This is a genomic window from Tropicimonas sp. IMCC6043, assembly GCF_004146235.1.
GTDB lineage: Bacteria > Pseudomonadota > Alphaproteobacteria > Rhodobacterales > Rhodobacteraceae > Tropicimonas.
On sequence record NZ_SELO01000004.1, the window covers coordinates 158,322 to 182,167 of the forward strand.

At 66.7% G+C, this 23,846-nt stretch carries 21 protein-coding genes; 15 read left to right on the top strand and 6 right to left on the bottom strand.

All coding sequences use genetic code 11. The annotated features are described in order from the left end of the window. The first annotated feature begins 141 nt into the window (after positions 1-141). Positions 142-2,466, top strand: coding sequence for a response regulator (locus EU800_RS06740; protein ID WP_129629868.1), 2,325 nt, complete (start codon positions 142-144; stop codon positions 2,464-2,466). 4 nt (positions 2,467-2,470) lie between these two features. On the opposite strand, the gene yaaA is transcribed toward EU800_RS06740, so the two are convergent. From yaaA to EU800_RS06755, 3 genes are all read right to left on the bottom strand, one after another. Next, on the bottom strand, positions 2,471-3,256 hold the full coding sequence (gene yaaA / locus EU800_RS06745) for a peroxide stress protein YaaA (RefSeq protein ID WP_129629870.1): 786 nt from the start codon (positions 3,254-3,256) through the stop codon (positions 2,471-2,473). A 59-nt stretch (positions 3,257-3,315) separates the two neighbouring features. Beyond that, positions 3,316-5,370 carry a DNA helicase RecQ gene (gene recQ, locus EU800_RS06750; RefSeq protein ID WP_129629872.1) on the bottom strand — a complete coding sequence of 685 codons (2,055 nt, stop codon included), beginning with the start codon at positions 5,368-5,370 and terminating at the stop codon, positions 3,316-3,318. An 85-nt stretch (positions 5,371-5,455) separates the two neighbouring features. Then, entirely contained in the window at positions 5,456-5,746 is a 291-nt protein-coding gene (locus tag EU800_RS06755; protein WP_129629874.1) for a YggT family protein, read from the bottom strand. Positions 5,747-5,902: 156 nt separating this feature from the next. On the opposite strand from EU800_RS06755, the gene dapE reads away from it, so the two are divergent. The 5 genes from dapE to EU800_RS06780 all read left to right on the top strand — a co-directional run bounded on the left by dapE (position 5,903) and on the right by EU800_RS06780 (position 12,516). Continuing rightward, positions 5,903-7,042, top strand: a complete 1,140-nt coding sequence (gene dapE, locus EU800_RS06760; RefSeq protein ID WP_129629876.1) for a succinyl-diaminopimelate desuccinylase — start codon at positions 5,903-5,905, stop codon at positions 7,040-7,042. A gap of 3 nt (positions 7,043-7,045) precedes the next feature. Continuing rightward, a complete protein-coding gene (locus tag EU800_RS06765) occupies positions 7,046-7,690 on the top strand; it encodes a TIGR04282 family arsenosugar biosynthesis glycosyltransferase (RefSeq protein WP_129629879.1) in 645 nt (214 codons plus the stop codon). A 31-nt stretch (positions 7,691-7,721) separates the two neighbouring features. After that, entirely contained in the window at positions 7,722-10,049 is a 2,328-nt protein-coding gene (gene rnr, locus EU800_RS06770; RefSeq protein WP_129629881.1) for a ribonuclease R, read from the top strand. 8 nt (positions 10,050-10,057) lie between these two features. Then, a complete protein-coding gene (locus EU800_RS06775; RefSeq protein ID WP_242500424.1) occupies positions 10,058-11,182 on the top strand; it encodes a lytic murein transglycosylase in 1,125 nt (374 codons plus the stop codon). Between the two features lie 122 nt (positions 11,183-11,304). Beyond that, positions 11,305-12,516: a GAK system CofD-like protein gene (locus EU800_RS06780; protein ID WP_242500425.1), complete on the top strand. Its 1,212-nt coding sequence runs from the start codon at positions 11,305-11,307 to the stop codon at positions 12,514-12,516. Positions 12,517-12,593: 77 nt separating this feature from the next. On the opposite strand, the gene EU800_RS06785 is transcribed toward EU800_RS06780, so the two are convergent. Further along, a complete protein-coding gene (locus EU800_RS06785) occupies positions 12,594-13,028 on the bottom strand; it encodes an I78 family peptidase inhibitor (protein WP_207209866.1) in 435 nt (144 codons plus the stop codon). A gap of 73 nt (positions 13,029-13,101) precedes the next feature. On the opposite strand from EU800_RS06785, the gene EU800_RS06790 reads away from it, so the two are divergent. The 3 genes from EU800_RS06790 to EU800_RS06800 all read left to right on the top strand — a co-directional run bounded on the left by EU800_RS06790 (position 13,102) and on the right by EU800_RS06800 (position 16,270). After that, entirely contained in the window at positions 13,102-14,214 is a 1,113-nt protein-coding gene (locus EU800_RS06790; protein ID WP_129629885.1) for an S-(hydroxymethyl)glutathione dehydrogenase/class III alcohol dehydrogenase, read from the top strand. Between the two features lie 101 nt (positions 14,215-14,315). Further along, a complete protein-coding gene (locus tag EU800_RS06795; protein ID WP_129629887.1) occupies positions 14,316-15,035 on the top strand; it encodes an NYN domain-containing protein in 720 nt (239 codons plus the stop codon). Positions 15,036-15,130: 95 nt separating this feature from the next. Then, positions 15,131-16,270, top strand: a complete 1,140-nt coding sequence (locus EU800_RS06800; RefSeq protein WP_129629889.1) for a hypothetical protein — start codon at positions 15,131-15,133, stop codon at positions 16,268-16,270. A gap of 19 nt (positions 16,271-16,289) precedes the next feature. Here EU800_RS06800 and EU800_RS06805 read toward each other — a convergent pair whose 3' ends face one another. Next, entirely contained in the window at positions 16,290-16,907 is a 618-nt protein-coding gene (locus tag EU800_RS06805; protein WP_129629891.1) for a TetR/AcrR family transcriptional regulator, read from the bottom strand. 93 nt (positions 16,908-17,000) lie between these two features. Between EU800_RS06805 and EU800_RS06810 the strand changes: the two genes are divergently transcribed. From EU800_RS06810 to zapE, 6 genes are all read left to right on the top strand, one after another. Next, positions 17,001-17,924, top strand: coding sequence for an AEC family transporter (locus tag EU800_RS06810; RefSeq protein ID WP_129629893.1), 924 nt, complete (start codon positions 17,001-17,003; stop codon positions 17,922-17,924). Between the two features lie 59 nt (positions 17,925-17,983). Beyond that, positions 17,984-18,817, top strand: coding sequence for an S-formylglutathione hydrolase (gene fghA, locus EU800_RS06815; RefSeq protein ID WP_129629895.1), 834 nt, complete (start codon positions 17,984-17,986; stop codon positions 18,815-18,817). After that, the gene (locus EU800_RS06820; RefSeq protein WP_129629897.1) at positions 18,814-19,260 is read left to right on the top strand and encodes a YaiI/YqxD family protein; all 447 of its coding nucleotides are present in this window, start codon (positions 18,814-18,816) and stop codon (positions 19,258-19,260) included. The genes fghA and EU800_RS06820 overlap by 4 nt, the downstream gene beginning before the upstream one ends. Positions 19,261-19,314: 54 nt before the next feature. Then, a complete protein-coding gene (locus EU800_RS06825) occupies positions 19,315-19,935 on the top strand; it encodes an HAD family phosphatase (protein WP_129629899.1) in 621 nt (206 codons plus the stop codon). After that, a complete protein-coding gene (locus EU800_RS06830) occupies positions 19,932-20,834 on the top strand; it encodes an ornithine cyclodeaminase family protein (protein ID WP_129629901.1) in 903 nt (300 codons plus the stop codon). The genes EU800_RS06825 and EU800_RS06830 overlap by 4 nt, the downstream gene beginning before the upstream one ends. Before the next feature lie 99 nt (positions 20,835-20,933). Continuing rightward, positions 20,934-22,049: a cell division protein ZapE gene (gene zapE / locus EU800_RS06835; RefSeq protein ID WP_129629903.1), complete on the top strand. Its 1,116-nt coding sequence runs from the start codon at positions 20,934-20,936 to the stop codon at positions 22,047-22,049. Positions 22,050-22,074: 25 nt separating this feature from the next. Here zapE and EU800_RS06840 read toward each other — a convergent pair whose 3' ends face one another. Then, positions 22,075-23,754, bottom strand: coding sequence for an alpha/beta-hydrolase family protein (locus EU800_RS06840; protein WP_129629905.1), 1,680 nt, complete (start codon positions 23,752-23,754; stop codon positions 22,075-22,077). Positions 23,755-23,846: the final 92 nt, after the last annotated feature.

Below are 23,846 nucleotides of genomic sequence, written 5' to 3' on the forward strand. Positions count from 1 at the left end.
CGATATCCACAGGGTCGCACGGCAAGGCGGCGGAATGCAACGATTCCCAGAGCCGCGCGGGTTAAGCCTCTGTTCACCGGAATCAACAAAGGATGGCTCCGGAAGGCGGGCCGGTGTCGGCCGCAAGGGACATGCCAAGAGATGAGCCTGACGGACAAACTGGCGGCCGAACGCAGGGCGAGGCTGGCGGCCGAACGCAGGTTGGATCTCAAGAGCCGCGAATTGTTCGAGGCCAACCGAAAGCTCTCGCAGCACGCCCTGAAACTGTCGGACCAGATCGTCGAGCAACGGGAAGTGGCCGAGCTTGCGCGCAGCGAGGCGGAGGCGCTCAAGAGCCGTAACCAACGCACACAGGCGCAATTGCAGCGCGCCGAGAAACTGGCGGAGATCCATGAACGCCGGCTGTGGGATTCGGTCGAGACGATTACGGACGGTTTCGCCGTGTTCGACCAGCAGGACCGGCTGATCGCCGCCAACAGCGCCTGGCTGTCGCTCTTCGAATATTCGGAGGTCATCCAGCCGGGGATTCGCTATTTCGATGTGATCCGCTTTGCCGCCGAGGAGGGCATTTTCGACATCGGCGATGTGGCGCCCTCGACCTGGATCGCCGAAATGCTCGACCGTTGGGATTCGCCGGAGCCGGAGGAGGTCACGATCCGTCTCTGGAACGGCCAGTTCTCGCGCCTCCTGCACCGTCGCGCACGCGATGGCGACATGGTCTGCCTCGCGGTGGACATCACGGTAATGAAGCGGCGCGAGGCGGAGTTGCGCGAGGCCCGCAGCCGCGCCGAGGCCGCCAACCGCGCCAAGTCCGCCTTTCTCGCCGCTATGAGCCATGAGCTGCGCACGCCGATGAACGGCGTCGTTGCAATGGTGGACCTGCTTCTGGAGGGCGATGATCTCGATGAAGAGCAGATGCTCTACCTCAACACCATCCGCAGTTCCGGCGAGTCGCTCCTGTCAATCATCAACGACGTGCTCGACTTCTCGAAATTCGAAGCGGACAAAATGGAGTTGCGGTCTGAAGCCTTCGACATGGAGCTGCTGTTGCACGAGGTGCTGACGCTTGCCGCGCCGGTTGCGCGGGAAAAGGGACTCGACCTGCATGTCGATTACGACCTCTTTCTGCCAACCAAACTCATCGGCGATTCAGGTCGGATTCGTCAGGTGTTGACGAATCTGATCGGCAACGCGGTGAAATTCACCCTGGAAGGTCATGTCCTCGTCCGGGTCGTCGGCCGCGAGACAAATGAAGGCGACTGGCGCATCCACGTTACCGTGGAGGATACCGGCGTCGGCATCGCCGCCGGGATGCAGGAGACGATCTTCGAATCCTTCGCGCAGGAAGAACAGGATACCTCGCGCAGCTTCCAGGGAACCGGGCTCGGTCTCGCGATCAGCCGGCAGATCGTCAGACGGATGAACGGGCAGATTTGGGTCGAATCGGAGAAGGGCAAGGGCGCCTGTTTCGGCTTCCGGATCGATCTTGCCGCCGATCCGTCCGCAGCCTCCGTTCCGTATGGGCTCGAGCCGAGGCTGGAGAACGCAATGATGGTCGGCGGCGGAACGCTCGATCAGGAGATCCTGTTGCGGCAGCTTCGGCAGCTCGGCATGGAGGTCCGATGCGCGACCAGCGGAAGTATGGCGCTTGCCGAAGTAGGGGCGGGATTCCGGCCGCAGATCGTCCTGGTCGAGGAGCGGTTGCCGGATGTGACCGGGGCGGATCTGGCCGCGGCGATCCGGCTCGCCGGGCTCCGCACCGCAACGGTTCTGCTCTGTGCGGACAAGCGTACCGCTGTGCCGGCGCGCGAAGAGAAGAATGTGGACGCGGTGCTGACCCGCCCGATCCTGCGCAGCGACCTCTTTCGGACGCTGGCCAGCCTGACGATACGCTCAGAGTCTTGGCTAATGGCGCCGGACTCCCGGCGCGTCGCGGCTGCCGTCCCGGCGTGTCCGGATCCGGAGCTGTCGGCCCCGCTCGAGGATCCGGCTCCTGCTCCACTCTCAAGCGCCGAAACCGCTGCGTCCGAACCCCGCGCGATGCGGGTGCTTGCCGCGGAAGACAACCGCACCAACCAGTTCGTCTTCCGCAAGCTGGTCAAATCCCTCGATATCGAACTCGCCGTCGCTGGCAACGGGCGAGAGGCGGTCGAGCTCTACGGCAGCTTCCAGCCCGATCTCGTGTTCATGGACATCTCGATGCCGGAGATGGACGGGAAGGCGGCGACGCAGGAGATCCGCAAACGCGAGGCCGGCCGTCGTCACGTTCCGATCGTGGCGATGACAGCGCACGCGCTATCCGGCGATAAGGAGGACATCCTCTCCGCCGGGCTCGACCTCTACGTGGCAAAACCGATGAAGAAGGCGGTGGTCACGGCGATCATTGTCGAGGCCTGTCCGCCCGACTGCCGTCGGCCATCCGCCACGCCACCCGAGGCGGACGCAGCGTCAGCCGCTGCCGAATAGCGGCTCAGGCCGCGACGGCGGACTGCTCTGCACGAAGGAAGACGGGGCGGTCGGGCTCCGACAGATCCGGCTGGAAACTGTAGCCGCCGGCATCGAAGTCCCGCAGACCGTCCGGATCGCGCAGACGCCTCTGGAGCACGAAGCGCGCCATCGCGCCGCGTGCCTTCTTGGCGAAGAAGCTGACAATCTTTGGTCCGCCCGGCTTGTCCTCGAGGAAGACCGGGGCAATGACGCGCAGCCCGAGCGTTTCGACCCGCACGGCGCCGAAATACTCCTGGCTCGCGCAGTTGACGAGCAGATCCGTCCCGGCTGCGTCGGCAGCGCGTTTCAGCGACCGCGCCGGAAGGTCGCCCCAGAAATCGTAAAGCGTCGCGCCGCGCCGCGTCTTCAGGCGCGATCCCATTTCCAGCCGGTAGGGCTGGATCGCATCGAGCGGGCGCAGCACGCCGTAGAGACCCGAGAGAATGCGCAGATGGTCCTGTGCATAGGCGAGTTCCTCGGGGTCGAGCGAGTTTGCCTCGAGCCCGGCATAGGTGTCGCCCGCGAAGGCGCGGATCGCCGGCCGGCATCGGTCCGGCGCCGGTGTGTCCTCGAACTCAGCGAAACGCTTCTTGTTGAGCGCTGCCAATGTGTCGCTCAGCCCCATCAGCGCCTGAAGCTTCGGTTTCGAGAGCCGGCGCGCGGTTGACGCAAGCGACGCGGCCTCGGCCCGGAACTCCGGCTCGGTCTTCCCGGGCCCGGCCACTTCCGACCAGTCAAGCCGCTTTGCAGGCGAAAGAACGACGAGCATGGGACCCTCCGATTGTGTCGCCGGCCATATCTAGTCGCCCCGCCGGCAGGGTCCAGCCCTCAGGACGCCTCGGCGAGCACCTCGAGAAAGGCCGCACCGAAGCGCTCGGCCTTCTGCGCCCCCATGCCGGGGATGCGCGCCATGTCGTCGAGCGTGCCGGGGCGGCGTTCGGCAATCTGGCGCAGTGTCGAGTGGGTGCAGGAGAGATACTTTCCTGCCCCGTCCGCGCCGCGGGCGAGGTCGAGCTGGATCTCCTGCAACCGGTCGAAGACCGGTGCGCTGCCGCGGCCGGCAATCTGCCGCCTTGCGGGGTGCATTTCCTCAGCCGCGGCGCCGGTGATCACCTCGAGGAACGCCGCACCGTAGCGCTCGAGCTTGGTCGCGCCGACGCCGCTCACGCCCGCCATCGCGTCCAGCGTGGCGGGGCGCCGCTCGGCCATCTCGATCAGTGTCCGGTCGTTGAAGACGACATAGGCCGGTACACGGGCGGCCTCGGCCAGCGCCCGGCGTTTCGCCTTCAGGGCCGAGAGCAGCGGTGCGTCCTCTTCCTGTACCAGCGCCCGGACCTGCGGGCGATCTCCGGCGCTCCGGATCGAATCCTTGCGCAAGGTAATCCCGACCTCGCCGCGCAGGATCGGCCTTGCGGGTTCCGTCATCCGCAACGCTCCATGCCGCTCCGGGTCCGGTCGGACGAGGTCATGGCCCATCATCTGCCGGAAGATCGCCTGCCACTCCTTGCGCCCATATTCCCGGCCGACGCCGAAGGTCGGCAGCGCGGCGTGGCCGCGGGCGCGGACCTTGTCGGTCTCCTCGCCGATCAGGATGTCGATCAGGTGGCCGGTGCCAAAATACTCGCCCGTCCGCAGAATGGCCGAAAGCGCCTTGCGCACCGCGGTCGTGCCGTCGAAACACTCCGGTGGCCGCTCACAGAGGTCGCAATTTCCGCAAGGCTCGGACGCCTCGCCGAAATAGCCGAGAAGCGCCTTGCGCCGGCAGGCGAGCGACTCGGCCAGCCCCAAGAGAGCGTTGAGCCGCGCATGGTCGGCCGCCTTGCGCTCCGGCGGTGCCAGACCCTCGTCGACCTGCGCCCGGCGCAGGCGGATGTCGTCCGGCCCGTAGAGCGTCAACGTCTCGGCAGGTGCGCCGTCCCGGCCGGCGCGGCCGATCTCCTGGTAATAGGCCTCGATCGATTTCGGCAGGTCGGCATGCGCCACCCAGCGGATGTCCGGCTTGTCCACCCCCATGCCGAAGGCGACGGTCGCGACGACAATGAGACCATCCTCGGTCTGAAACCGGTGCTCGACCTCACGCCGCGCCTCGGCCTCCATGCCGCCGTGGTAGTGGCAGGCGGAATGGCCGGCCTCGCCAAGCGCCCGGGCCAGCGTCTCCGTCTTGGCGCGGGTGCCGCAATAGACGATGCCGGAGCGGCCCATGCGCGCGGCGGCGAAGCTCAGGATCTGGTTGCGCGGGTTGTTCTTGGCCTCGAAGGCAAGGTGGATGTTCGGCCGGTCGAAGCCGTGCAGAAAGGTCTTCGGCGCCGCGCCGTCGAAGAGCCGCGTGACGATTTCCTCGCGTGTTTCCGAGTCTGCGGTGGCGGTGAAGGCGGCGAGCGGCACGCCGAGGGCGCGGCGCAACCCGCCGATGCGCAGGTAGTCGGGGCGGAAATCATGGCCCCATTGGCTGACGCAGTGCGCCTCGTCGACTGCGATGAGCGAGACGCCGGCGCGACGCAGGAAATGCTCGGCACTCCCCGACGCCAGCCGTTCCGGCGCCATGTAGAGAAGCTTCAGCCGGCCTGCGGAAAGCGCGTCGAAGACCGAGTCGTTCTCTTCTTGCGTGTTGCCGGAAGTCAGGGCACCGGCGGCGACGCCCGCTTCGGTCAGCGCGCGCACCTGGTCCCGCATCAGCGCGATCAGCGGCGAGATGACCACTGTGACGCCTTCGCGGCAAAGCGCCGGGAGCTGGTAGCAGAGCGACTTGCCGCCGCCCGTCGGCATAATGGCGAGCGTGTTCTCGCCCGCCGTCACCGCCGCGACGATCTCTGCCTGGCCGGGCCGGAAGGCATCGAATCCGAAGACAGAGGCGAGGTAGTCCGAAGGGGAGGCTGCGGCCATGGCCGATCCTGCTGGTTTTGTTCTGCTGCTCGTTATGCCTGCAGCATCCCACACCAAGAATCGGTAAACAAGGCCGCGCCGCGGCCTAGTAGACCGAGCGCGCCAGGGCCGGCAGGAAGATGTCGCGCAGGGCGATGATGCCGATGAAGACGACGAGCGGCGCGAGATCGAGCGGCCGTGTGTCCGGCAGGATCTGACGGACCGGGCGGTAGACCGGCTCCAGCAGGCGTGTCAGCCCGTCCCAGATGCTGCGCACCATCGGCTGGTTGTAGTTCAACACGTTGAAGTTCAGCAGCCAGCTCATGATGATGTGCACGATCATGATGAAGAAGGCGACGCTGAGAAGGAGGTCGAGAAACTGGATGATCGCGATCATGTCGGCAGGCTCCGGATCTGGTTGCGCGACGGATGTATGCGCCGTGGGGCCGCGGCGCAAGCATTCCGCCGTGCTGCGCTTGCTGGCGCCGGGGCCGAGATTGCGGCTCCGGTGCAAAGCCGCTAGGCGGATGGCAGTCCGCAGAGAGGTGCCCGAATGACCGATCCCGAAGAGCTCACCGCCGAGTTGATCCGCTGCCCCTCGGTGACACCCGAGGAAGGCGGCGCGCTGGTCTGTCTGGAGCGAGTTCTCGGGGCGGCCGGATTCTCCTGCACGCGGGTAGACCGGAACGGCACACCGAACCTCTTCGCCCGCTGGGGCAAGAAAGGCCACGCCCGGAGCTTCGGTTTCAACGGCCATACCGACGTCGTGCCGGTGGGCGACGCGTCGGCCTGGAGCGTCGATCCCTTCGGAGCCGAGCGCCGCGACGGGTTCCTCTGGGGGCGCGGCGCGGTGGACATGAAATCGGGCATCGCCGCCTTCGCCGCTGCCGCGGTGGATTTCGTTGAACGCACGCCGCCCGAAGGCGCGATCCTCCTCGCCATCACCGGCGACGAGGAGGGCGATGCGGCGGACGGAACGGTCGCTCTGCTCGACTGGATGGCGGAGCAGGGCGAGGCGATGTCGGTCTGCCTCGTCGGCGAGCCGACCTGCCCCGACCGGCTCGGCGACATGCTGAAGATCGGCCGCCGCGGCTCGATCTCCGGGTTCTTCACGGCGACCGGCGTGCAGGGTCATGTCGCCTACCCGCATCGCGCGAAAAATCCGGTGGCGGCGATCGCTCGCCTGGTGACGCGCCTGGCCGCCGAGCCGCTCGACACGGGCAGCGACCATTTCGATCCCTCGACCCTCGCCGTCACCACGATCGACGCCGGGAATCCGGCGACCAACGTGATCCCTGCGATCTGCCGCGCCACGGTCAACATCCGCTTCAACGACCTGCACAGCGGCGCCAGCCTCGCCGCATGGTTGCAGCGCGAGGCGCAGGCTGTCGCCACCGAGACGGGTGTCACGATCGCGGTCGAGCACCGGATCTCGGGCGAGTCCTTCCTCACCCCGCCCGGCCCGCTCTCCGCGCTCGTCGCAGCGGCCGTCGAGGCCGAAACTGGCCTTAGCCCCGCGCTCTCCACTTCCGGCGGCACCTCCGACGCCCGTTTCGTCAAGGATCATTGCCCGGTGGTCGAGTTCGGCCTCGTCGGCAAGACGATGCACGCGGTGGACGAACGCGCCGACATCGCGCAGATCCACCAGCTCAAGGCGATCTACGGCCGCATCCTCGCCGCCTATTTCGCCTGATCCATGCGCCGCCAGCTCATCGTCATGCTCAAGGAGCCGCGCCCCGGCCGGGTCAAGACCCGGCTCGGTCGCGAGATCGGCATGACAGACGCGGCCTGGTGGTTCCGTCACCAGGCCGCGCGGTTGATCCGTCGCCTCGAAGACCCCCGCTGGCAGCTCACCCTCGCCGTCTCACCAGATCACGCGGGCCTGGCCTCCCGGATCTGGCCGGCCCACCTGCCACGCCACCCGCAGGGCAGGGGCGATCTCGGCGCCCGCATGGCACGGATTTTTCGCAACGCGCCGCCGGGCCCGGTCCTCGTCATCGGCGCCGACATACCTTGCATCGACCGCGACCACATCGCGCGCGCCTTCGCCGCGCTGGGAGATCACGATGCCGTCCTCGGACCTGCGCCGGACGGCGGCTACTGGCTGATCGGCCTCAAGCGCGTGCAGGCGGCGCCTGCAGGCTTTCTCGAGAATGTCCGCTGGTCCGGCGACGCCGCGATGTTGGACACGCTATGCTCCCTCGGGCCGCTCCGGACCGCCCATGTCGATACCCTCGCCGATGTCGACACGGCGGCAGATCTGGCCGTCGCTGCGTCTTCTTCTGCTCTCAGATATCCCCGCCGGAAGCAGGCCGCGAAGCGGCGTTCCGTCGACAGGTGACAGCCCCCGGTCGCCGTGCTACCTCGCGCGCATGGCAGAGCTTCCGACCAAGACCCAGCTTCTCGACTGGATCACCGATCACCCGACGCAGACGTCCAAGCGTGACATCGCCAAGGCCTTCGGGGTCAAGGGCGCCGCACGCATCGAGCTCAAGCGCCTGCTCAAGGAGCTCGAGGCTGGGGGGCAGTTGCAAAAGGCACGGCGCCACTACCGCGACCCGGACAAGCTCCCGCCGGTTAGCGTGCTCGTCATCCTCGCCCCCGATTCCGACGGCGATCTCTACGCCAAGCCGCTCGAATGGCATGGCGAGGGGCCGGAGCCGCGCGTGATCTACGTGCCTCGCGAAAGCGACCCGGCGCTCGGCGAGGGCGACCGTATCCTCGGCCGGCTGACCGAGAATCGCACCGATGACTACCAGTACGAGGCCCGCCTGATCCGCCGCATCGGCCACAATCCGAGGAAGATACTCGGCATCTACCGCAAGCGCACCGAGGGCGGCCGGATCACCCCGATCGACAAGGGCGCCGACCGCGAATGGCATGTCCCCGCCGGTGCCACGCACGGCGCGAGGGACGGTGAGCTGGTGGAGGCCGAACAGGCCAGCCCGCGCGGCAAGCTCGGCCTGCCGACGGCACGGATCACCGAACGCCTCGGCGACCCCTCTGCGCCGAAGGCGGTCTCGCTGATCGCGATCCACCAGCACGGCATCCCCGATGATTTCCCGGACCGGGTGATCGACGAGGCCGACCATATGAAGCCTGCCGGCCTTTCCGGCCGCGAGGACCTGTGCGCGCTGCCCCTCATCACCATCGACCCGTCCGACGCGCGGGACCACGACGACGCGGTCTTTGCCGAGCCGGACGAGGATCCGAAGAACGTGGGCGGCCACGTGGTCTGGGTCGCTATCGCCGATGTCGCCCATTATGTCCGCCCGGGCTCGGCGCTCGACGCCGAGGCGCGCACGCGCGGCAATTCCACCTATTTCCCCGACCGGGTCGTGCCGATGCTGCCCGACAGGCTCTCGGGTGACCTCTGTTCGTTGCACGAAGGCGTGCCGCGTGCCTGCATCGCGGTGCGGATGCGGATCAACGCGGACGGCCAGAAGATCGGACATTCCTTCCATCGCGGCCTGATGCGCTCGGTGGCTTCGCTGAGCTACGAGGAGGTCCAGCAAGCGCTCGACGGTGCGCCCAACGACAAATGCGGCCCGCTGCTCGAGACGATCCTCAAACCGCTCCAGGCTGCCTATCATGCAACCGCCCGCGCCCGCGACCTGCGCCAGCCGCTCGACCTCGACCTGCCCGAGCGCAGGATCGAGTTGAGTGAGACGGGCGAGGTGAAATCGGTGAAATTCAAGGAGCGGCTGGAGGCACACCGGCTAATCGAGGAATTCATGGTGCTGGCCAATGTCTGTGCCGGCGAAACGCTGACACACAAGCGCAGCCCGCTCCTCTTCCGTGTCCACGAGGAGCCGACGCCCGAGAAGATGGAGGCGCTGCGCGAGACGGCGCAGGCGAGCGGGTTCACGCTCGCCAAGGGGCAAGTTCTGCACACCCGCCATCTCAACAAGCTTCTGCACGACAGCGCCGGCAGCGAGCTCTCCGAACTCATCAACATGGCCACCCTGCGCTCGATGACGCAGGCCTATTACAGCCCTGAGAACTTCGGCCATTTCGGTCTCGCGCTTAAGACCTATGCTCATTTCACCTCACCGATCCGCCGCTACTCGGACCTCATCGTTCATCGCGGCCTGATTGCGGCGCATGGCTGGGGCAAGGACGGGCTCTCGCCCGACGATATCGACCGCCTTCACCAGACGGCCGAGCACATCTCCGAGACCGAGCGCCGCTCGATGGCCGCCGAGCGCGACACGACCGACCGCTATCTCGCCGCCTATCTCTCAGAGCGCGTGGGCAACGAGTTCGGCGGAACCATTGCGGGCATCGCCCGGTTCGGCCTCTTCGTCAATCTCGACGAGACGGGCGCCGACGGGCTCGTCCCGATCCGCTCGCTCGGCAACGAGTTCTTTCATTACGACCGTGAAGCGCAGAGCCTGATGGGCTCGGATTCGGGCCGCGTCATCACGCTTGGCCAGCGCGTCACCGTGCGGCTCACCGAGGCGGTGCCGGTGACCGGCGGTCTGATGCTGGAACTCCTGGAGATCGAGGGCGAGCAGGTCGCGCCCGGTCGCACCCCGGACCGGGGACGGCCGGTCCGGCGCGCTCCGGGCAAGGCGCGCGCCAAATCGGCCAAGCTCGGCCCGGGCAAGCCCGGCGCCGCGAAGCCCGGCCGCGGAGGGCCGAAGAGCTCCCGCTCCAAGTCGACCGCGCGGCGCAAGGTGACCCGCAAGCGGCGGTGACCGGGTCGATGGCGCAGGGCGCGTTCAGATCCTGGTGCGAATCTTTCCGCGCGCGGGCGCAGGCAGCTGGGATTTCCGACGCCTGTCTTGCCGCGGCCTTCGACGACGTCGCGGAACTCCCCGATGTTCTCCGGCGGGACCGGGATCAGGCCGAGTTCACCCGGGCCATCGCCGACTATCTCGGTCGGGCTGTGTCGGAGGCGCGGGTGACGACGGGCCGGCAGATCCTGCGAGACCAGGCGCCCTTGCTGAGCCGGATCGCGGCGCGATTCGGCGTCCCTGCGGAGATCCTCGTGGCGATCTGGGGAATGGAGAGCGATTTCGGCCGGGTGCGCGGCGATGTTCCGGTAATCGGCGCGCTGGCGACACTGGCCTGCGACGGTCGCCGCGCCGCGCTCTTCGAGCGCGAGCTCATCGCGGCGTTGAGGATCGTCGAGGCCGGCGCGGTTGCGCGGCCGGAGATGCTGGGGAGCTGGGCGGGGGCCATGGGGCATCTGCAATTCATGCCAAGCACCTATCTTGCCAATGCGGTCGATTTCGACGGCGACGGGCGGGCGGACATCTGGTCAGACAACCCAACCGACGCGCTGGCCTCCGCCGCCGCTTGTCTCGTCGCGAAGGGCTGGCAAGCAGGTCTTCGCTGGGGCGCCGAGATCTCCCTGCCGCCTGGTTTCGACCTCGCGCTGGCAGGTCGGGATGTCCGCAGGCCGGTGGGCGACTGGGCCGCGCACGGCGTCGTTCTGCCGCGCCGCGCGTTCCCGCAGGAGGCCCCGGCCGCGATCCTGCTGCCTGCCGGCCACCGCGGGCCCGCCTTCCTCGTGACCGACAGTTTCGAGGCCCTGCGCCGCTACAACGCAGCCGATGCCTATGTGCTCGCAGTGGGACATCTGTCCGATCGGATCGCCGGTGGCGAGAGCCTCCGCGCCGCTTGGCCGGCCGATCAGCGCGCGCTCACGTGGGACGAGATTCTGGCCTTGCAGCGGGCGCTTTCGGCGGCCGGGTTTCACACTTCGGGCGCGGACGGGCTTGCCGGGCCAAACACCTTTGCCGCGATCCGCGCCTACCAGACGGCAAACGGGCTGCCGGCCGACGGATTCCCCTCGGAGGAACTGCTCGCGCGGCTCCTCGGCTGACCTCGGGCGCCGGCTTTGCTGTCACGGGCACAGGAGCACCGAGGCCGTCTCGGCCAGACCGGCGCGAGAAAGCCGGTCGCTGTCATCGTAAATCCCTCCTATAACCGTCTGAGGGAGGCTTCATGCCGAGCATGCCGGGCGAGAAGACAGTGCCGAACCTGACAGTTACGCGCAGCGCCGAGATCCCCGACGCGCTCCGGATCGCTCGCGCAAAGGCCTCGCCGCGGCTCGGGCCCCGGCTGTTGTTCTTTTCAGGTGGCAGCGCGCTCAACGAGGCAGCGCGCGCGCTGAAGCAATACACCCACAATTCCGCGCATCTGATCACGCCATTCGATTCCGGCGGCTCGAGCCAGGTGCTGCGTGAGGCGTTCGACATGCCTGCTGTGGGCGACCTACGCTCGCGGCTGATGGCGCTGGCCGACGAGACCGAGCTTGGTCATCCCGAGATCGTTGCGCTCTTTTCGCACCGGCTCCCGGCGCAGGACGCGCGCGCGGCGCAGGCCGAGTTTGCCGAGATCGAAGCGGGTACGCACAGGCTGATGCGGGCCGTTTCGCAGCCGATGCGGCGGCTGATTCTGCAACAGCTGGCGAGCTTTTCCGAACACCTTCCGGCGGATTTCGACTTCCGCCGCGCCGCGATCGGCAACCTGATCCTCGCCGGCGGCTATTTCTCCTCCGCGCGCGAGTTGGAGCCGGCGCTGTTCCTGATGTCCAAGATGGTGGCAGTTCTCGGCACGGTTCGGGCGGTGGCGGACGTGAATCTTCAGATCGGCGCCGAGCTAGCAAGCGGCGACCGGGTGATCGGCCAGAGAAACCTGACCGGCAAGGAGGCCCCGCCACTCACCGAACCGATCCGGCGGCTGTTCCTCTCCGACGGTGCGCGGGAAATCCCTGCCCGAAGCGTCCGCCTACCGAAGCGGAACCGTCGGCTGATCGAGCGGGCGGACCTTATCGTCTACCCGCCGGGAAGCCTCTATTCCTCGGTCATCGCGAACCTTTTGCCGGAGCGCGTGGGCCGGAGCGTGGCGCAGCGCAGCGTGCCGAAGGTCTACGTGCCGAGCCTCGGGACCGACCCTGAATGCCTGGGCATGACGCTTCCCGACCAGGTCGGCGCGCTGCTCGCCGCGCTCCGCGCCGATCTCGGGGCGGACTGTCCGACAGAGCGGTTGATCTCCCTCGTGCTCTGTGATTCGGGCCATGTTGGGGCGGCGACGGCCCGGGAGATCACCGCACGTCACGGTGTGCTTTGTATCACGGCTGACCTGGCGCAGGCAGAGAACCCGGAGCGCTATGACCCGGTAAGGCTGTGTGACGCGCTGGTCTCCCTTGCCTGACGCCGGCGGCCGGCAAATCCTCTTTTGCCGGCGTCGCACCCCGGATCGATCCTGACCCCGGACGGATGGGGCCGAGATCAGCCGCAGGAGACCTGCACCACCCGGCCTGCGTCGTCGGTGTAGAAATTCACCCGCATGGGGTTGTATTCCTGTGTGACGATATCGGTCTGGCCGACCACGCGATAGGGCACCGCCAGCCCCGCCGCATCGATCTCCGGCTTGGTCAGTCCCTTGTATTGCTGGAAGTTCTCGAGCTTGCAGGTGTCCGGAAGGCGCTCGGTCAACCCACTTGGCCCGCCCTCGATCGTCTGGTCGTAGGGATCCTCCTCGACGAGGGCGAGCGCCGGGTCGACCCCGCCGGGCGCCGGCTGGCTCGGCCCGGAGAGCGGCATTGTCGAGATCGTTGCCGGCTCGGCAATGAACATCTCCTCGCTGACCGGGTTGCTCGTCGGCGCCCCGCAGGAAGCCAGTCCCGCCAGGGCCAGCCCGGTGACCAGAATTCTCGTCTTCATCTTCATCCTCGCAGTTGCAATGCGGTGGCGCATCGCCCACCCTTTGGCCGCAGTTTAACGAGAGGATAGAGCAATGAAAACGCGCGCCGCTGTGGCATTGCAGGCGGGACAGCCGCTGGAGGTGATGGAGGTGAATCTCGACGGCCCCAAGGCGGGCGAGGTTCTCGTTGAAATCAAGGCCACGGGCATCTGCCACACCGATGAGTTCACTCTCTCCGGCGCCGATCCCGAGGGGCTCTTCCCGGCGATTCTCGGCCATGAGGGCGCGGGCGTCGTGCTCGAATGCGGACCCGGCGTGACGTCGGTGAAACCGGGCGACCACGTTATCCCGCTCTACACGCCCGAATGCCGGGAATGCGAATACTGCCTCAACCCGAAGACCAATCTCTGCCAGTCGATCCGTGCGACGCAGGGCCAGGGGCTGATGCCCGACGGCACCTCGCGCTTCACCACGCTCGATGGCGACCCGATCCTGCATTACATGGGCTGTTCGACCTTCTCGAACCACACGGTCCTGCCGGAGATCGCGCTGGCGAAGGTCAACCCGGACGCGCCGTTCGACAAGATCTGCTACATCGGCTGCGGCGTGACGACCGGCATTGGCGCGGTGATCAACACCGCCAAGGTGGAGATCGGCGCCCGTGCCATCGTCTTCGGGCTCGGCGGCATCGGGCTCAACGTCATCCAGGGGCTCAGGCTCGCCGGTGCCGACCAGATCGTCGGCGTGGATCTGAACCCGGACAAGAGACCGATGGCCGAGCGTTTCGGGATGACCGATTTCGTCAACCCGGCGGAGGTCGAGGGCGACCTCGTGCCCTATCTGGTCGACCTCACCAAGGGCGGGGCCGACTACACCTTCGACGCCACCGGCAATGTCAACGTGATGCGCGCGGCGCTGGAATCGGCGCACAAGGGATGGGGCGAGTCGATCATCATCGGGGTCGCACCGGCCGGAGCGGAGATCGCGACGCGGCCGTTCCAGCTCGTCACCGGCCGCGTCTGGCGGGGCACGGCCTTCGGCGGCGCGCGCGGAAGAACCGACGTGCCGAAGATCGTCGACTGGTATATGCAGGGCAAGATCGAGATCGACCCGATGATCACCCACACGCTGACGCTGGACGAGATCAACTCGGGTTTCGATCTCATGCATGCAGGCGAGTCGATTCGCTCGGTCGTCGTTTACTAATTCACTTAAGGAGGGCGCTTCCGCCTTTCCTTCCGTTCAAAAATCTCCTCGGGGGTCCGGGGGCACGCAGCCCCCCGGTCCGCCGAAAAAAAAAGGCAAACATGTCTGACCAACCACCCCTCCTCGCCGTCCTGATCGACGCCGACAACACCTCGCCGCAACACGCAAAGGCGATCTTCGACGAGATCGCGGCCTATGGCGAGGCGTCCGTCCGCCGGGTCTACGGCGATTTCTCCTCCACCCAGATGAAGGGCTGGTCCAAGGTGCAGGCCGATTTCGGCCTCGTCCCGTTCCACCAGCCGGCCAACACGGTGGGCAAGAACGCCTCCGACATCGCGCTGGTGATCGACGCGATGGACCTTCTGCACACCGGCCGCTTCGACGGCTTCGTGCTGGTCTCCTCGGACAGCGACTTCACTCGGCTCGCGAGCCGCATCCGCGAGCAGGGGCTCGACGTTTTCGGTATAGGCCGGGAGAAGACCCCGCAGGCCTTCCGGAAGGCCTGCAAGCGTTTCATCTATATCGAGAACCTCTCCGGCGCCGATCCCGACCCGGAGCAGAAGGCCACCGAGAGCAAGCCGCCCAAGCCGCGCTCGCTGAACGAGGCGCGCGACCTGATCCTGAAGGCGATGGACGGCATCGATCAGGAGGACGACTGGTACACGCTCGGCCAGCTCGGCCAGTTCATGACCGCCGCGAACCCGGATTTCGACACGCGCACCTACGGCAAGAAGAAGCTCTCGGAGCTGGTCCAGGCGATCAAGATCTTCGAGACCCGCCGCAGCCCGTCGAACCAGTTGCAGGTGCGGCGGCTGGACTGAGGCGGCGCGCGGTCCCGCCATGGGGCCGGAATGTCCAAGAGTTCTAATCGGGCGGTTCATCTGGCACACTTTCCCCGCGAACAGGGGAGAAAAGGATGCAATCGGGCAAACTCGACACATGGCGCGCCGAGAGGCGCTTGCGGAATCGCTGGTTCGAGGTGGTCAGCCCCGAGGGCGAATTGCCGCTTCGGATCGAGAACAAGGCAAGCACCTCGGACTCCGTGATCAGAGGCGTCGCTGCCGGCGCCTGCTTTGTCGCCGCGTGGATGATTGCAGGAGATTCGTTCGGCATCGAATTTGGAACCTACGAAAGGCTCAGGCCCATCCTTCCGATGCTGGCGGTGGTAGCGGGGTTGTGGCAACTCGCGAAGGCCGTGAAGCCGAGGCTCGAGTCCGGGCATATCGAGATCACCCGTGACAAGGTCACGGTCGTGGAGCCCAGGCTCTTCGGCCGGAAATCCTGGAGTGAGCCGCTTTCATCCTTTGCCGGCGTTCGGTGGAGCAAGCGCATCCTCAATCGGCGAAACAACTCGGGCGGAAATCGGGACTACCTGCATATCATCGATCTCGCGCATCCCGACGACAGGATCTTCGTTCCGCTCGACAAGTGGATAACCGCCGGTGACGAACCGCGGAAGCTGTGGGAGCAATTTTCCGCGCTGCTCGACTTGCCTGCAATCGACGCCCGGGATGACGACGTGCAGGTCAGGGCGGCCGGGGATGTGGACAAGAACATCCGGGAACTCGCTCGAGACGGCAAGGTTTCGACGGAATGGGACGATCGCCCGCCGCCTCAGGGAATAGGTGTCAGTCACGTCGGAGGCACGGAGCAGGCGCAGGAAATCCATCTGGAGATGTTCGAGCAACCGATCTCCCCGATGCTGGCACGCGTGATCGGTGGTGGCCTTGTCGCGGCGGCCCTGTTCGGTGTTTTCCAGGGTCAGATCTTCGTCGCGCTCCTGTGCCTCGGCTTTGCGTATCTTCTGTTCCGGGTCATGAAGCGATCCAGGACGCATCCCACTGAACTCAGAATTACCCGGGAGCAGCTCTCCTACGTGGTCGCCGGCGCTGTGCAGGAAACGGTGATGCTGGGAGATGTCGAACGCGTGAAGGCCGGAACGGGAAGCGTCGTCCTTGAAACGGACGAAGGCGAGAAGATCATCGCACGCAACCTGCCGCCCGATGGTCTGGCATATGTTCGGGATATCGTCGAATCCGCGATTGCCAACGCCTGAGTGCGGGTCCCGACGGCTCTCACGTCCCGTATCTTGCCAGAAACATCTCCACCGCCCCCTCGGCCACTCGCGCCCGTTCGGCCGGACCCGCCTCCACGCCGAGTCCCATCAGCATCCGCGGATGCAGGTCCACCTTGCAGAGCTCGGTGAACTGGTCTGCGGCGAGCCCCGGGTCCTCGACGCGGAGCGTCCCGCGCGCGGTGGCCTCGCGAAAGTAGGCGATCAGCACCTCGCGCGAGCGCGCCGGGCCGTCTTCCCAGAACTCGCGCCCGAGGCCGGGAAACCGCGCCGTCTCGGCGACGACGATGCGGAAGACCGCCTGGCCGAAATCCGACAGGTAGAAGCGCATCATCCGCTCCGCGGCCTTCCGTAGAACCTCGCGCGGCGGCCCGTTGGGGTCGATGCTCTGGATGCATTCCTCGGCCTGCCGCTGACACTGGCCGGTCGCGACCTCCATAAAGAGCAGCCGCTTGTCTGGGAAATAGCTGTAGAGCGTCGCCTTCGACACACCGGCCGCCCGCGCGATGTCGTCGACGCTCGCGCCTTCGAACCCGTCGCGCATGAAGATCTCGCGCGCACCCTCAAGGACCTGATCGAACTTGCGCCCGCGCTTGATCTTGCCCTCGGCGACATCCATCGGCAGTCCTCCTGACACAAAATCAGACCATATGGTTCAGGTGCGCGCAAGCTTTGCCGTGACGCGCCCGCCACCCCATGCTAGGCCGCGAACATGTTGCCTGTCCTTTTGAAAACCTTGCCGTTCTTTGGCATTATCGCTGCCGGTTTCCTTGCCGGTCGGACCCGCTTCTTCACCGACGAGGCGACATCCTACCTCACGAAATTCGTCTTCTACTTCGCGCTCTCCGCGATGCTCTTTCGCTTCTCGGCCAATCTCTCGCTTGCCGAGGTGCTGAGCTGGACCTTCATCTGGGCCTATCTCTCGGCCACGGTCTGCGTCTACCTGCTGGCCACCGCGGTCGCGCGGATCCGGGGGCTTCCATGGGATGCCAGCGCCGTCGAGGCGCAATGCGCGGTAATCGGCAATGCGGGTTTCCTCGGCGTGCCGATGCTGTCGCTGCTCATGGGACCGGAGGCCATCGGCCCGGTGATGATGGTGCTGGCCGTCGACCTGCTGGTCTTCAGCTCGCTCATCGTCATGGTCATCACTGGAACGCGGGACGGGCGCATCGCGCCGGGCGTGCTCCTCTCGGTCGGCCGCGGGCTCACGCGCAATCCGATGATCGTTTCCATCGCTGCCGGCTTCATCTGGTCGGCGCTGGAACTGCCGATCCCGGTGCCGATGAACGAGTTCCTGGAATTGCTCGGCGCCGCTGCAACGCCCTGCGCGCTCTTCGCGATCGGCGCCTCGCTTGCCTCCAAGAGCGCCGAGCGGCTCTCGGTCGCGGCCTGGCTCTCCTTCGCCAAGCTCGTGCTGCACCCCGCGGCGGTCGCCGTCTCGGCGCTTCTCGTTTTCCCGGTCGAGGCCTTTGCCGCCGACGTCATGATCGCCTGCGCCGCGCTGCCGGTCGCCGGCAACGTCTACATCCTTGCGCGGCACTACAATGTTGTGCCGCACCGTGTCTCGACCTCCATCCTGGTCTCGACCGCCGCCTCCGTCATCACCGTCTCGGCGGTCATCGCCTGGGTCTCCTGACGGGTTGCCGGGCGCGGCCGCGCGGGCTAGGCCTTGGGCGACGGCAAAGGGAGACCGGTATGGAAACACTGTCCGAAAACCGCTGCTTCGGCGGCACGCAGGGGGTCTATACGCATCGCTCGGACGCCTGCGCCTGCGACATGACCTTTGGCCTCTACCTGCCGCCGCAGGCTGCCCGCGGACCAGTTCCGCTGCTCTGGTTCCTCGCCGGGCTCACCTGCACGCATGAAAACGCGATGGTGAAGACGGGCGCACAAGCCCATGCGGCGCGTCACGGCCTCGCGCTAGTTTTTCCCGACACGTCGCCGCGCGGTGACGAGGTGACCGATGACGACGCCTATGATCTCGGGCAGGGTGCGGGCTTCTACGTCGATGCGACCCGCGAGCCCTGGGCGCCGAATTTCTCGATGTGGAGCTATATCGCGCAGGATCTGACAGCGGCGCTCGCGTCGGATTTCCCGCTCGACATGGAGCGACAGGGGATCACCGGCCATTCCATGGGCGGGCATGGTGCGCTGACGCTTGCCATGGGCCTGCCGGGGCGGTTCGGCTCTGTCTCCGCCCTCGCGCCGATCGCCCATCCCTCCGCCTCGGACTGGGGCCGCAAGCAGCTCACGGCCTATCTCGGGGCGGACGAGGCGGGCTGGGCGGCACATGACTCGACGTTGCAGATGCGCGCAGTCGGGCTCGACGTGCCGGTGCTCGTCGACCAGGGAAGCGAGGACCAGTTCCTCGACCTGCTGAAGCCCGAGGCATTGGCCGAGGCGATGGCGGCGCGCCGGCAGCCGGGCGCCTTCCGGGTGCAGGCGGGATACGACCATTCCTATTTCTTCGTCTCCACCTTCATGGGCGACCACGTCGCCTTCCACGCCGCGGCGCTTGGGCTCTCGTGACGATCTATGTCGATGCCGACGCCTGCCCGGTGAAGGCCGAGGCGGAGCGGGTCGCCACTCGCCATCGCACGCCGCTGGTCCTCGTCTGCAACGGCGGGATCCGGGCGCCGGAGAATCCGCTGGTGCGGGTGGTCTATGTCGATCAGGGCCTCGACGTGGCGGACCGCTGGATCGCAGGGGAGGCGGGACCTGGCGACGTCGTGGTAACAGCCGACATCCCGCTTGCCGCCGATTGCATTGCTGCCGGCGCGCTGGTGCTCAAGCATGACGGAGAGGTGCTGAGCGAGCGCAACATCGCCAATGCGCTCGCCTCGCGGAACCTGATGACCGAGCTTCGCAGCGCCGATCCGCTTGGCACGGGTGGCGGCGGCCGGCCCTTTTCCAAGGCCGACCGCGCCCGCTTTGCACAGGCGTTGGACCGGGTCCTCACCCGCGGACGTTGACACTGGCGGGCAATCGGTGAGGCTGTGCGCGAGTCAGTAGCCGGAGTGTGCGCCATGCCCGTTGAACTTGTGATCTTCGATATCGGCAATGTGCTGATCGAGTGGAACCCCGAACGATTCTACGATGCCGAGATCGGGCAGACTCGACGCGAGTCGATGTTCGCGGCCGTCGATCTGCACGGGATGAACGACCAGCTCGATCGCGGCGCGGATTTTCGCGAGATCGTCTACGCGCTGGCTGACGAGAATCCCGACTGGCGTGACGAGATCCGGATGTGGCACGACCGCTGGACCGACATCGCCGGGCCGACCATCGATCACTCGGTGCGGCTCCTGCGTGCGCTCCGGTCGAAGGGCGTTCCTGTGCAGGCGCTGAGCAATTTCGGCATCGGCAGCTTCGCGGTTGCAGAGGCGAAGTGGCCCTATCTCAAGGAATTCGACCGGCGTCATATCTCCGGCTACATGAAGCGGATCAAGCCGGAGCCGGAGATCTACGAGATGGTGGAAGAGAGCTGCGGCTTTGCGCCCGCGGGAATACTTTTCGTCGATGATCGCCCGGCCAATACCGCGGTGGCGGAGGCGCGCGGCTGGCAGACACACCTTTTCGACGGGCCCGAGGGCTGGGCCGACCGGCTGGTCGCCGAGGGTCTGCTTGACCGGGCCGAAGCGTCATGAGCCTGCCCTTCGTTCCCGCCGACGCGGAGGCCCGGCTCGACTGGCTCGCCCTGACCGATGCACTCGCGGAGGGTCATGCGCGGCCGCGGGCCGAGATCGCCGACAGCTTTCTCTACCGGGGCGGTGACACGCTACTCAATCGCTCCGCCTGGATCGACGGGCTTGGCGGGCTGGTCAAAGTGGCAACTGTCTTTCCTGGCAACGCGGCGCGCAACCTGCCGACGGTCAACGGCTCGGTCACGCTCTATTCCGATGCGACCGGCGAGCCTGAGGCGATGGTCGATTTCCACCTTGTCACGAAGTGGAAAACCGCCGGGGACAGCCTCCTCGCGGCCCGCCGGCTCGCCGATCCGGGCGCGCGCAGCGTCCTGATCCTCGGTGCGGGAAAGGTCGCGATGTCGCTGGTTGACGCGTTCCGGGCCGGTTTCCCGCAGGCGGAGATCCGGATCTGGAACCGCACCGCCGCGCGCGCCGAGGCGCTCGCGCGGGAGGTGGACGCCGAGGCGGTCCGCAACCTTCCCGCCGCGGTGGAGGCCGCCGACATCATCGTGTCGGCAACGATGGCGACCGAGCCCGTGCTGCGGGGCGACTGGCTGCGCCCGGGGCAGCACGTGAACCTGATCGGTGCCTTCCGTCCCGACATGCGCGAGGCCGACGACGCTGCGATAGCGCGCGCCCGCGTCTTTGTCGACAGCGTCGACACGACGCTCGAGCATATCGGCGAGCTGATCCTGCCGCTGACATCAGGCGCGATCGACCGCGCGGACATTCAGGCCGATTTCTATGATCTCGGCGCCTTTCGCCCGGAATCCGGGGCCATCACGCTCTTCAAGAACGGTGGCGGCGCGCATCTCGACCTGATGACCAGCCGATATATCCTCGACGCCTGGAACGCCTGATAGGCTGACGGTGCCCGGCGGCATGCAGGCGCGCGGGGCATGGAGGCAGAACCGATCGAGGCTTTCCAATCCTGTAACCGCCGCCTAAACACGCCACCGATGTCCGAGAGTCTGATCGATATCTACAACGCGCGCATCGCCGAGGGAAAGCTGACCCCCGACGCCGCCCAGGTCGTGGCCCTGCCGGAGCTGGAGCGCGTCCTCCACGAGCTGGCACATCGCCCGGCCACGCCGCCGCGCGGAGGGTTGCGCGGACTTTTTGCCAAGGCGCCGGAGCCTGCACGGGTCCGCGGCCTCTATCTCTGGGGCGGGGTCGGGCGCGGCAAGTCGATGTTGATGGACATGTTCTTCGAGGCCGTCCGCACCGAGCGCAAGCGGCGGGTCCATTTCCACGCCTTCATGCAGGAAATCCACGCCGGTCTCCACGAAGCGCGCAAGCGCAAGGTGGCCGACGCGATCCTGCCGGTGGCCGAGGAGGTGATCGCGCATGTCGACCTGCTCTGTTTCGACGAGATGCAGATCAGCGACATTGCCGACGCGATGATCGTCGGACGGCTCTTCGAGCGGCTCTTCGCGGCCGGCGTCGTGGTGGTGACCACGTCGAACCGGGTGCCGGACGACCTCTACAAGGACGGCTTGCAGCGCGAGCTCTTCCTGCCCTTCATCGAGATGATCAAGGATCGGATGGTGGTGCACGAGCTGGTCGCGGGCCGGGACTTCCGGCAGGACAGACTCGCCGGCTCGCCGGTCTATTTCACGCCCAACGATCACGCGGCGCGCGAGGCGATCCAGGCGATCTGGGACGATCTCTCAGGCGGCGACGCGCCGCCTCTGGTGCTGACGATCAAAGCGCGCCCGGTCGAGATCCCGGCCTTCCGCAATGGCGTGGCGCGCGCCGGCTTCTTCGACCTCTGCGGGCACCCTCTGGGGCCGGCCGATTACCTTGCTATTGCCGATGTGGCCCGTGTTCTGGTGCTCACAGACATCCCCTGCCTGGGGCGGTCGAACTTCAACGAGGCCAAGCGCTTCGTGACGCTGATCGACGCGCTCTACGAGGCGAAGCGGCGCCTCATCTGCTCGGCCGCAGCAGAGCCGGAGATGCTTTATCTCGAGGGCGAGGGGAGTTTCGAATTCGAGCGCACCGCCAGCCGGCTGCGGGAAATGCAGGCTGCGGACTGGAGCACTGCGCAGGAAAGCGTCGCCGCGTCTTGCTGAGCCGTCCCGGCCGGTCGCGTTGGTGTCACCAGGGCGGTGGCCGGCGGTGGAACACCTCGCGCAGCGCATCGGCGCGCCCCTCGGTCCAGCCGGGCGGGTCAGTAAGCGCGGCCCAGCCGTCGATGTAGTCGTCGGCAATGTAGAAATGGCCGAATCCTTCGACGCCGAGCGCCGTGGTCATGTCCAGCATGAGTTGGAACGCCGTCACGAGGGGATACCACCGCATCTCGGGAGAGACGTCCGGTGGCCGCTCTCCGGTCAGCCATTCCGGCGCGCGCCAGATCGTTGCCGTATCGAAATTCACGATCGGATCGGAGCCGTAGCTGAGGAAGACGAAGCGGATCGGCCCCCAGGGTGCGAAGCCCGGCTCGTCGAGCGTGTTTTCCTGGTTGGTGACGCGCACAAGCGACCCGTTGCCGGACAGTGGCCGCCAGACCGGGCTCCCGGGTTCGCGGGCGTCGATCACCTGACGCCAGATCGGGCTGATGAAGGGCGAGCCGACCCAGAAGGCGCCATCCACCGGGTCGGCGAGCGTGCTGAAGAAGGGGATCGTCGCCTGGCTGTTGAGCGCGCCCTGGCTGAGGCCATGGATGTAGAGGCGTGGCCGGCTGTCCTCGGGCAGGCTGGTCCAGTGTTCATAGATGACGTCGAATAGCGCGCGGGCCTGGTCCAGCCCGTATTCGACATTGGTCAGGATCGAGAGGACCGAGGTGAGATAGGAGTATTGCGCCGCGACATGGGCGGTGTTGCCGCCCCACATGAAATCGACGGCATCATGCGAGCCGGGGTCCATCCAGCCGGTTCCGACGGGCGTGGTCACGATCAGGATCTCGCGGTCGAAGCCGCCCTGAAGGATCAGTTCTTCGAGCGCGAGTTCCGCCCGCGCCCGCGCGCTGCCGGCCGACACGCGGCCGACATAGACACGGATCGGGCGCTGCGCACCGGCGCCGTAGAATTCCCCGATCTCCTCCGCAGAGGGCGTCCGTCCGATGAAGTCGCGGCCGCGGTTTCCGAGGTCGTCCCATTTCACCAGGGAGGCGTCCGAGCCAGTCTCTTCGGGATCCGACGGTCGTTGCATCAGCGGGTCGAAAACCTGCTCGCCCGCCGCGAAGGAGGCGTCGGCGGCCTGCATGAGCTTGCGTATCAGGAAACCGTCGCCGACCGCCCAGAAAAGATAGACTGTGGCAAGCAGGCCGAGCACCACACCTGTTCGTCCGGGCATGACGCGGCCGAGCACGGCTCCGGCGCGCCGGGTCAGGAACAGGAAGAGGCTGCCCAGGGACCAGAGCAGAATGAACACGACCAGGGAGACGCCCGACACGACCAGCGGATCCGCGGTATCGAGGAACTCGAGACCCATCACCTTTCGCGTCGCGTTCTGCCAGTCGGCGGCCTTCCAGAGAGCCGCCGCCGAGACACCGAGCGCCAGAACGACGAACATGGTCCGTATCTGACGTTCGGCGCGTCCTCCCGCCTCGGGCAGGCGCATCACGCGCCAGAGCCAGAGAAGGAACGCGCCGATCGTGTAGCCGAGCGCGGCCGATATTCCGGACAGCGCGCCCTGCATGACAGGAGGGCGCGGCATCAGCGACGGCGTAAGAGACGCTGCGAAGAACAGGCTTGCGACGAAAAGGCCGAAGCCGGAGACCCACCAGAAGCGCGGCGTGAACGTGTCGTCGGATTCGTTCTGTCTGGAGAGGGTCATGGCGCCGTCCGGTTTGTTGCGTCCGTTGAAACTGGACGTCCGGTCGGGGCGGCTTGTCAAGGATACGAGATGGTTTGGACGACGTGGTTGCC